Below are 10,141 nucleotides of genomic sequence, written 5' to 3'. Positions count from 1 at the left end.
CACGGCACAATAACCACGACCACGTGGCCTACTTTTCACCGTCGCTTCTGGCCTACTTTTCGACCGTCGTCAACAGAGGCGTTTGCTAGACCCATGCGGGCCGTAGGAGGGTTCTTCGCAACGGCCGTCGATACTTTGGTGATCGCTCCGCAACGGCCATATGCATGGCGTGAGCTGATATTCCAGATGTGGTTCGTAGCTCGCGTGTCCATTGTTCCGACAATCATGATGGCTATTCCGTTCACGGTTCTGTCCGTCTTCATCTTCAACATTCTTCTGGTTGAATTCGGCGCGGCGGACTATGCCGGGGCGGGAGCTGCCTTCGGAGCGGTCACCCAGATTGGACCGCTAGTGACTGTTCTCGTAGTGGCTGGTGCTGCGGCCACAGCGATGTGTGCAGACCTCGGATCGCGCACGATCCGCGAGGAGTTAGATGCGATGCGTGTGATGGGTATTAACCCGCTGCAGGCTCTGGTTGTGCCACGCGTGCTTGCTACGGTTGTGATTGCGCTGCTATTGAATTCGGTAGTCTCGGTGGTTGGCGTCGTCGGAGGATTCTTCTTCTCGGTTTTCGTGCAGCACGTCACCCCGGGCGCGTTCGTCGCCGGAATGACGGTGTTCACCGGGCTACCTCAGGTCGTCATATCTCTCGCGAAGGCAGCGCTTTTCGGTTTCGTGGCTGCACTCATCGGCTGCTACAAGGGTATTTCCGTCGGCGGCGGACCGGCCGGCGTAGGTACAGCGGTGAACGAAACGGTGATCTTCTCATTTATGGCACTTTTTCTCATCAACGTGGTAGTGACCGCAGTCGGTGTGAAGGCGACGATGTGACTACCAGCGTTCCGAGCTCGCGCATGCCGCGGATGCGGAGAGTCGTAAGCCGATTCGTTGAAGGCTGGAATCGGGTCGGCGAGCAGACGCAGTTCTACGGTAAGGCGATCGTCTCTATCGGAGATGCACTCGCGCACTATCGCACTGAAATTGCTGCTCAGATCGCGACGATGAGCCTGGGAGCGGGCGCTCTTGCCGTCGTGGGTGGCACGATAGTGATCGTCGCCTTCCTGACGCTCTCGGCCGGTGCACTCATCGCCGTGCAGGGTTACAACACTCTCGCGGGGGTTGGTGTTGAGGCACTGACCGGCTTTACCTCGGCATACCTCAATGTTCGAATCATTGGACCGCTTGTCACCGGAATAGGGCTGGCCGCCACGATCGGAGCAGGTGCAACCGCCCAATTGGGTGCGATGCGTATCGCCGAAGAGATCGATGCACTCGAAGTTATAGGCGTTCGGTCGATCGCATACCTCGCGTCAACACGAGTGCTGGCCGGGGTGATTGTCGTCGTACCTCTATATTGCATCGCCGTACTCATGTCATTTATCGCCGCGCGCGTCGGAACAACCTTTGTCTACGGACAGTCGACCGGCGTCTATGATCACTACTTCACGACTTTTCTCAATCCGGTGGACCTGCTTTGGTCATTCTTGCAGGCGATCAGCATGGCAATTTCAGTCATGGTGATCCATACATATTATGGATTCAATGCGTCGGGTGGGCCCGCCGGCGTTGGAGAAGCGGTCGGGCGGGCCGTACGTTCCTCGCTGATCGTAGTCGTGCTTGTAACTCTGGTCATCTCGTTATCTGTCTACGGGCAGTCCGGCAACTTCCATCTATCTGCGTAGCCGACTATGAGTCATAACAACAGACGACCGAACCAGCCGTCGTGGTGGACGCACCCGGGCTGGTGTACCGGGATGCTCGTATTTGCGCTCGTCGGTATTTGTGGCATGACTGAGTCATTGTTCACCGGGGCTTTTCGAAGCTACGTCGAAGTGACGTTGAGGTCCGACCGGGCGGGTTTGATCATGGAACCCGGTGGCAAGGTGCGGATGCGGGGGCTGCAGGTCGGTCAGGTCGCACGCGTCAATGCCAACCCCGTATCACTTACGCTGCAAATCGATCCTGAAATGGTCAGGTATATCCCTGCCAACGTTGGTGCAGAGATCAAGGCGACTACCGCATTCGGCGCAAAGTACGTCGATCTACTCTATCCCACCGACCCATCGGCACGGCGGCTGGCGGTAGGACAGGTCTTGCAATCGAAGAACGTTACTAGCGAGGTCAATACCGTCTTCCAGAGCATCGTAGAATTGCTGGACAACGTCGACCCTGCAAGGCTTAATGGCACGCTGACCGCCCTCGCCGAAGGGTTGCGCGGTCAAGGAAAAGCAATTGGTGAGGCCATCAGCGATGCAAACCAGGTATTGCTGGCACTCAATCCGCGCAGTGAGACGCTGCGCGCCAATTGGCGAGCTTTCAAAGATGTTAACGATGCCTACGGTGCGGCAGCTCCCGAGATCCTGACAACCCTCGATGCGGCCACGAACGCCGCGACGACTATAGCCGGTCAGTCGCAATCTCTTGACTCGTTGTTGATGAACGCAATTGGTCTGGGCCAGAGCGGTATTGACTTGCTCGGTCCGAGCAAAGACAACATAACCCACGCTCTCAACGCAATCGAACCGACCACTTCGCTGCTCCTCAAGTACAACCCCTCAGTGACCTGCCTATTAGAGGGGGCCAAGTGGTTCATCGATAACGGTGGCAAAGACGCCGAAGGCGGCAACGGATTTTCGATCATCCTGGACGCGGGACTGGCCTGGGGCCAAGACATCTACCGCTACCCGGATAACCTGCCGATCGTGGGTGCGAAGGGCGGCCCCGGTGGTAAGCCAGGTTGCGGTTCACTGCCGGACCCCACGAAACAGTTCCCACAGCGCATGTTGGTCACGAATACCGGGTGGGGTACCGGGAACGATATTCGCGTCAATCCGGGAATCGGCTTTCCGGGATGGGCCAATTACTTCCCCGTCACGCGCGCAGTCCCCGAGCCGCCAAGTCTGCGAAACCTGTACGGAGGCCCCGCGCCTGGGCCACTGCCGCCGTATCCCGGCGCACCTCCCTACGGTGCCCAGCAGTACGCACCTGACGGCACGCCGCTGTATCCAGGTCTGCCGCCGGCTCCGCCGCCTGGAGCACCACGTGACCCTGGTGTCACACCGGGAGCGGAACCGTTCGTCCCTGCCGCTCCTGCACAGGTGAATCCCACGCCGCCTCCGCCGGGACCGCCTCCCACACCTTCGGAGCCTGCGCCACCGACACAGTGAGCACGTCGGCACCGTCGCAGCACGCACCGACGATGATGCTAGGAGAGAATTAGGATGAAAGACCGCCTCATTGCCACCATCTGGCGGCTGTCCGTCTTCATGTCAGTGTGTCTGCTGGGCTTGTTTGTGCTCCTTGCGGTGTTCGCACAACTCCGATTTGAACAACAACGAAGCTTCGCCGCACTCTTCACCAACGTGGGTGGACTCAAGAGTGGAGATTTCGTACGAATCGCCGGAGTAGAAGTCGGAAAAGTGGAGGGCATCAGGATTCAGCCTGACACCACAGCACGCGTTGAATTCAAGATTGAGAACTCTGTGACGCTCTCCGACAGCACTCGTGCTGTCATCCGCTACGACAATCTCTACGGTGATCGTTACCTGCAGATCGAGAAAGGCACGGGCGAGGGCAGGGATCAATACCTGAACGCAGGCGCCACAATCCCGTTGTCGCACACAGCGCCTGCCCTTGACCTCGACACCCTCATCGGTGGATTTCGACCACTGTTCCAAGCATTAGACCCCGACCAAGTCAACGCGCTTTCCTCCCAGCTGATCCAGGCCTTCCAGGGCGAAGGTGACACTGTTGGATCGCTGCTATCTCACACCGCCATATTGACGAGTAGCCTAGCGGACCGAGATAGCCTGATCGGACAGGTCATCAACAACCTCAATACTGTACTTGGCTCCTTTGACGAGAACAACAAACAGTTCGCTGAAGCGATCGAGAAGATCGCTTCTGTCACAGCGACATTGGCCGGGCGCAAGCAGGAGATCACCAACGCTGTTGCCTATGTCAACGCCGCGTCAGCATCAGTTTCTGACCTACTCGAGCGTTCGCGACCGGGACTGAAGAAAGTCGTTCGAGAAACCGACCGGACCGCGTCTCTCGTATTGAACGACGCTGCCTACTTCGACGACCTAATCAACACGCTTCCGGACGCCTACAAGATGCTGGGCCGCCAGGGTCTCTACGGAGACTGGTTTGCCTTCTACATCTGCGAGGCAATCCTCAAGGTGAACGGTCACGGAGGCCAACCGGTATATATCAAACTGATCGGCCAGACGTCAGGTAGGTGCACACCCAAGCCATGAAAGAAATGACCGAACGCAATCCGATCAAGATCGGTCTAGCCGGGACTCTGATCACGAGTGGTGTGCTCATCGGCGTACTCAATTACGACAAACTCCCGTTCGTTGGCGGTGCGAGCGAGTACTCTGCGTTCTTCGCCGATGCCGCCGGCTTGCGCCCAGACTCACCTGTCGAAGTATCAGGCCTGCGCGTCGGCCAAGTTTCCAGCATTGAACTCGAGGGAACCCAGGTCTTGGTGCGATTCCGCATCGATGGCGAGGTGCAGGTCGGCGATCGGTCGGAAGCCGCTATCAAAACGAAAACGGTTCTCGGCGCGAAATTTGTGGAAGTGACGCCGCGTGGCAGCGGCCACCAGTCCGGAGCCATACCGCTGGATCGCACCACATCTCCATACCAACTCGCCGACGCCCTGGGCGATCTGTCATCGACGGTTAACGGACTCAACACAAACGAGCTGTCGGCGTCTCTAACGACGCTAGCGCAGACATTTTCGCAGACTCCCCCCGATGTTCGCGTCGCAGTCCAAGGTGTGTCTCGGTTTGCTGACACCATCGCGAAACGGGATCAGCAAGTACGATCGCTGCTCTCTCATGCCAGCAACGTCGCCAAAGTTCTGGGCGAACGCAGCGACCAAATCGTCAATCTGGTTGCTGATACCAACGCGCTACTTGCGGCGCTGCGCTCGCAGAGCAGTGCACTGGATGAAATTGCAGGCAACATATCGGCTGTCAGCCGACAGGTGCACAGCTTCGTCGATGAGAACCGCCATACCTTCAGACCTGCACTCGACAAACTCAACGGAGTCCTTACGATTTTGGAGCACCGGAAGGCAAAGTTGCGGGAAGCGGTCAAACGGCTCAACGCATACTCCATGTCGTTGGGTGAGTCGATATCGTCTGGGCCGTTCTTTAAGGGCTACGTATCGAATATCCTTCCCGGTCAGTATCTTCAGCCCTTCATAGAAGCTGCGTTCAGTGATTTGGGGTTGGACCCGAATGTGCTTGCACCTTCGCAACTTGTTGATCCGCAAGTAGGCCAACCCGGGACACCGGCTCTTCCGATGCCGTATCCACGGACGGGCCAGGGTGGCGAACCACACTTGACGGTGCCTGATGCCATTACAGGAAATCCAGGCGATCAGCAGTGCGGCCCACCTGGTATCGCCTTGCCCGGCCCCGGCTGCTATCCCTATCGGGAGCCACTGCCTGCACCAGCCCCGGGGGGCCCGCCGCCTGGGCCGCCGGCAGACATCAAGTCGGCGCCCACATCACCACCGGTGGCTGTCGACGATCCACCTCAGCAGCAAGCCAATCAGTCTTCGGCCGGTGTGCCGACACAGGCAGGAGGACACCGATGACGAAGCGCAAGTGGCGGATAGCCCTGGCGATCGTCCTCGCGTTGGCTGTCGCCGTCGCAACCTTCGCGGCGGTGCGCGCGTGGGACATCTCCCATCGAACCCGCATCACCGCATATTTTGACAACGCCACCGGGATCTATCCGGGCGACGATGTGCGCATTCTTGGTGTACGGGTCGGAGCAATCGAGACGATCGAAGCTCAAGCACAACAAGTCAAAATGACGTTTTGGGTCGACGAAAAGTACAAGGTTCCTGCCGAAGCCAAAGCAGTGGTCTTGTCGCCGTCATTGATCTCAGCCCGCGCCGTGCAGCTAGTACCTGCGTACACTGCGGGCCGGATAATGGCCAATGGCACGGTCATTCCAAGGGAACGCACCGCGGTTCCGGTCGAATGGGACGATCTGCGAAAACAGCTGCAAAAGCTCGTAGAATCCCTGCAACCTACGGAGCCAGGCGGTCCGAGTCCTCTGGGATCACTAGTCAATACCGCAGCTGACAATCTGCGCGGCGAGGGCACCAACATCCACGCGGCGATAGTCAAACTGTCCCAAGCATTTTCGGCCCTCGGTGATCACAGTCGCGATGTGTTCAGTACCGTCAAGGATCTTTCCACCGTAGTGTCGGCCTTGCAGGACAGCCGAGATTTGATGCGGGCCCTCAATCAGAATTTGGCTGCTGCGACTGCGCTCCTCGACGATCGACCCGAGGAGGTAGGCGCGGCGATAGGTGACATCAATGACGTGGTCAATGATGTTCGGAGTTTTGTCGGCGAGAATCGCGAGCCGATTGGTGTTGCGAGTGAGAAGCTGTCGGCGATTAGTGTGGCTTTGAACCAAAGCCTCGACGATATCAAGCAAACGCTGCATAATGCTCCGACAACGATTGCGAACTTCACTGACATCTACCCGGCATCGCAGGGCGGATTTCGTGGCGCCTTCTCCTTGAACAACTTTCAAAACCCTATTCAGTTTCTGTGCGGCGCGATTCAGGCCGCGTCGCGATTGGGTGCCGATCAGGCCGCCAAGCTCTGCGTTCAATACCTCGCTCCGATTGTCAAGAACCGTCAGTACAACTTTCTGCCGTTCGGCGCGAATCCGGTCGTCGGTGCCGGCGCGCGACCTAACGAAATTACGTACAGCGAAGACTGGATGCGCCCGGACTACGTCCCGCCTGCGGCTGCCAACGCCACAAACGGCCCGCGGCAACTCGATGCTCCCCGCCCCTCCTCGGCAGATGTGCCACTGCTACCGGCGGAAGCGGCCACACCGACCGGCAACCTTCACGATCTGATGGTCCCGGGAGGCGCCAGCTCATGAGAATTCCTGCACGGCGGATCTGCGCGATTGCTGGCACACTCGTCTGCGTTTCAGCGTGCGGCTGGAAGGGGGCGAATTCGATACCGCTGCCGGGCACCGAGGGACACGGTCCGGGTTCCTTCACCATCCGGGCAGAAATGCCGGATGTCGGGAATATTCAACAGAATTCGCGCGTACGCGTGGGTGACGTCAATGTCGGAACGGTGACCAAGATCGAGCGGCAGGGGTGGCACGCACTGCTGACCATGACACTCAATGGCGACGTCGACCTACCGGCCAATGCGACCGCGACCATCGGTCAAACGAGCTTGCTGGGTTCGCTTCACATCGAACTTGCGCCTCCAAAAGATGCTGTACCACAGGGCAAGTTGCACGCAGGAACGCTTATTCCGCTGTCAGCGGGTAACGCCTATCCGACAACTGAGCAGACACTCGCGACGGTGTCCATGCTGCTCAACGGTGGTGGGATCGGTCAGATCCAAGACATCACCCAGTCATTGAATGAGGCGTTCGCTGGGCGTGAGAGCGATGCCAGGAGTTTGATCGAGCAGCTCAATGTCTTCGTCGGCAACGTCAAGGAACAAACCCAAGACATCATTAGCGCTACTGACAGTCTCAACAGGTTGGTGGGACAGATAGCCGATCAAAAGCCCGTTGTCGATAAGGCGCTCAATACGATTCCTCAGGCACTGTCGGTGCTCAACGACCAGCGCCAACATCTTGCCGACGCGCTCGATCAGCTGGGCAAGTTCAGCGCGCTCACCGCCGATACGGTGAACCGGACGAAGGACAATCTCGTGAAGGAAGTCGATGCCCTAGGGCCCGTGCTCGAGTCGGTCGCCAATGCCGGCCCGGCCGCCGTCAGATCGCTCAGCTTCTTGTCGACCTTCCCATTCGTTAAAGAGAACATCGGAAAGTACTTCCGTGGCGACTACGTCAATCTCACGGGGATCTTCGATTTGACTCTGAGTCGCTTGGACGCAGGATTCTTTACAGGGACCCGCTGGGAGGGCAACCTCACCGAACTCGAATTGCAGTGGGGGCGAACCATCGGGCAAATGCCGAGTCCGTACACCGCCGGCAACCCGCTTACCGCACCTTACCTTGCAGATCAAGGTCGCTGACATGAGACTGAGCAGACGGCAGAAGATCCAGCTGGTCGTTTTTGCAATCGTGTCGACCATCGCTGGGTTCGTCATGAGCTTTGGCTATATCGGGCTACCTAGCTTGGTGTTCGGCGTTGGCCGGTACACCGTCACTGTGCAGTTGGCGAGTACGGGAGGGCTTTACAAGTCCAGTCAGGTGTCCTACCGCGGGCTCGAAGTTGGGAGAGTGTCTGAGGTCCGGATGTCGAGTACTGGCGTGGAGGCAGTGCTGTCACTGGACTCCGGCACAAAAATCCCGGCTGATGTTGATGCACAGGTGCACAGCCGCTCGGCCATCGGAGAGCAGTTCGTTGATCTAATCCCACGGGGAAACGGTGGCGTAACGTCACTGAAGGGCGGCGATGTGATCCCCGTCGCTCGAACCTCGGTACCGCCGGACATCGGAATGCTCTTGGACGATACGAACCGTGGTCTCAAGGCGATTCCCCGCGAGAACCTCAGGACCGTCATTGACGAGGGCAGTGCGGCGGTCTCAGGGCTCGGCCCAGATCTCCGGCGTCTAATCAAGGCGTCGACGACTCTTGCAATCGATGCGAAAGAGAACCTCAAACCACTCACAGACCTCATCGACAACGCCAAACCGATCCTCGACACACAAACCGAGACTTCCGATTCAATCCATGCCTGGGCCACTCACTTGAGCGCGATCACTTCGCAGGTCAGACAGAAGGACGCCGCACTTCAAGGAATACTTCAGAACGGTCCGGCGGCCGAGGACGCTGTCCGGTTGCTTTTCGAAAAGTTGCAGCCGACGCTACCCGTGCTCATGACGAATCTCCTGAGTGTTGCTGACGTAGCGGTTACCTATAACCCAAGTATCGAACAGCTCCTCGTCCTGCTGCCGCAGGCCGTCGGCATTCTCGCTAGTTCCTTGGTTCCCGATCTACATAATCCGACCGCGTACCGAGGACCTTTCGTCACCTTCGGTCTGAATATCAACGTCCCTCCGCCCTGCCAGACGGGTTACCTGCCGGCCAGCCAGCAGCGCCCGCCGGCCGACGTTGATTACCCGGATCGTCCCGCGGGCGACGTTTATTGCCGCGTGCCACAGGACTCACCGTTCAACGTGCGCGGAGCGCGTAACGCCCCGTGCGTGGGCAAGCCTGGTAAGCGGGCCCCAACCGCCAAGATGTGTGAAAGCGACGAGCAATATGTTCCGCTGAACGACGGCTACAACTGGAAAGGCGATCCAAACGCGACGCTATCGGGGCAAGCTGTACCCCAACTTCGCCCGGGGGAGGCTCCCTCCGTGCCGCAGGCCGTGCCGCCGCCACCGGTCGCTATTGCTCAGTACGATCCCGCAACCGGTAGCTATATAGGCCCTGACGGGAAGACGTACACACAGGCCAACCTGGCTCACAACCACAAAGCTGAAAGCTGGCAATCGATGTTGGTTCCAGCGGGTAGCTGAACCACACTCACGAATCGCCGCGGAGCATCGAATTACGATACGAATGATGACTGCGGGATTGATGAGCCGAACTCATCGAGGGCTCATCCCATGGAATAGGTTGGGGCACAGCACGTTCAGTGTTCGAGAATTGACGATATGGGGCGGGTATAGGATTTCGCGGGCGTTTGGTACCCGCCCACCGAGCGGGGTTGTGAAGACTTGGGCGGTGGAGGAAGCAGCGGGGATCGGGAGTGGTAGGTAGGGATCGGTATGGGAGTAGTGGTGCATTTGTCGGACCGTGTCGGTTCGGAGACGCGCAGCAGCTATCGGCGTGGTCGACAGGCACGAGATTCGAGTAATGCGGCCGGGCGGGATGCGCTGCAAACGTGCGCGGATGTGATCGCGTCGACGATCGCATGTCGCATCCTCGAGCTTGGCGGAACCAACGTGGACGTCAGGCAATTGGCGACCTCCGCGGCGTACGCGGTCTTCGTATCGCCCGTGGGATCACTCCAGTGATCAGGGATCGCTTTAGTCATGTGGACCTTGATCACCAGTGACGGGCGACAGCTGTCGAGCCTCGGCGCCGAAAAAGCTGCTCGCCACATGGTTCACGCGCTCGGCACCCCTCAATGGCGTGGGCAATTGTCGC

At 58.7% G+C, this 10,141-nt stretch carries 8 protein-coding genes; all 8 read left to right on the top strand.

Annotation, left to right across the window (positions count from 1 at the left end; translation table 11 throughout):
• The first annotated feature begins 93 nt into the window (after positions 1-93).
• From AC3WTE_RS31155 to AC3WTE_RS31120, 8 genes are read left to right on the top strand one after another with little or no spacing between them, the layout of a single operon-like run.
• Positions 94-831, top strand: a complete 738-nt coding sequence (locus tag AC3WTE_RS31155; RefSeq protein WP_492443384.1) for an MlaE family ABC transporter permease — start codon at positions 94-96, stop codon at positions 829-831.
• Complete coding sequence (locus AC3WTE_RS31150) at positions 828-1,682, top strand: ABC transporter permease (RefSeq protein WP_492443382.1); 855 nt, start codon at positions 828-830, stop codon at positions 1,680-1,682. Before AC3WTE_RS31155 ends, AC3WTE_RS31150 begins: the two co-directional genes overlap by 4 nt.
• Positions 1,683-1,688: 6 nt before the next feature.
• Complete coding sequence (locus AC3WTE_RS31145) at positions 1,689-3,167, top strand: MCE family protein (protein WP_492443381.1); 1,479 nt, start codon at positions 1,689-1,691, stop codon at positions 3,165-3,167.
• A 54-nt stretch (positions 3,168-3,221) separates the two neighbouring features.
• Positions 3,222-4,259, top strand: a complete 1,038-nt coding sequence (locus AC3WTE_RS31140; RefSeq protein WP_492443379.1) for an MCE family protein — start codon at positions 3,222-3,224, stop codon at positions 4,257-4,259.
• Positions 4,256-5,614 (top strand): MCE family protein, encoded by a 1,359-nt coding sequence (locus AC3WTE_RS31135; protein WP_492443378.1) that lies wholly within the window; start codon positions 4,256-4,258, stop codon positions 5,612-5,614. Before AC3WTE_RS31140 ends, AC3WTE_RS31135 begins: the two co-directional genes overlap by 4 nt.
• Positions 5,611-6,930 (top strand): MCE family protein, encoded by a 1,320-nt coding sequence (locus AC3WTE_RS31130; RefSeq protein ID WP_492443376.1) that lies wholly within the window; start codon positions 5,611-5,613, stop codon positions 6,928-6,930. The genes AC3WTE_RS31135 and AC3WTE_RS31130 overlap by 4 nt, the downstream gene beginning before the upstream one ends.
• Complete coding sequence (locus tag AC3WTE_RS31125; protein ID WP_492443374.1) at positions 6,927-8,054, top strand: virulence factor Mce family protein; 1,128 nt, start codon at positions 6,927-6,929, stop codon at positions 8,052-8,054. Before AC3WTE_RS31130 ends, AC3WTE_RS31125 begins: the two co-directional genes overlap by 4 nt.
• Position 8,055: 1 nt before the next feature.
• The gene (locus tag AC3WTE_RS31120) at positions 8,056-9,507 is read left to right on the top strand and encodes an MCE family protein (protein ID WP_492443386.1); all 1,452 of its coding nucleotides are present in this window, start codon (positions 8,056-8,058) and stop codon (positions 9,505-9,507) included.
• Positions 9,508-10,141: the final 634 nt, after the last annotated feature.

The sequence above is a fragment of the Mycobacterium sp. FW102-FHT13B02 genome, assembly GCF_058790275.1.
Note: the sequence above shows the minus strand (reverse complement) of the source record. Positions and strands in the feature narration are given on the sequence as shown.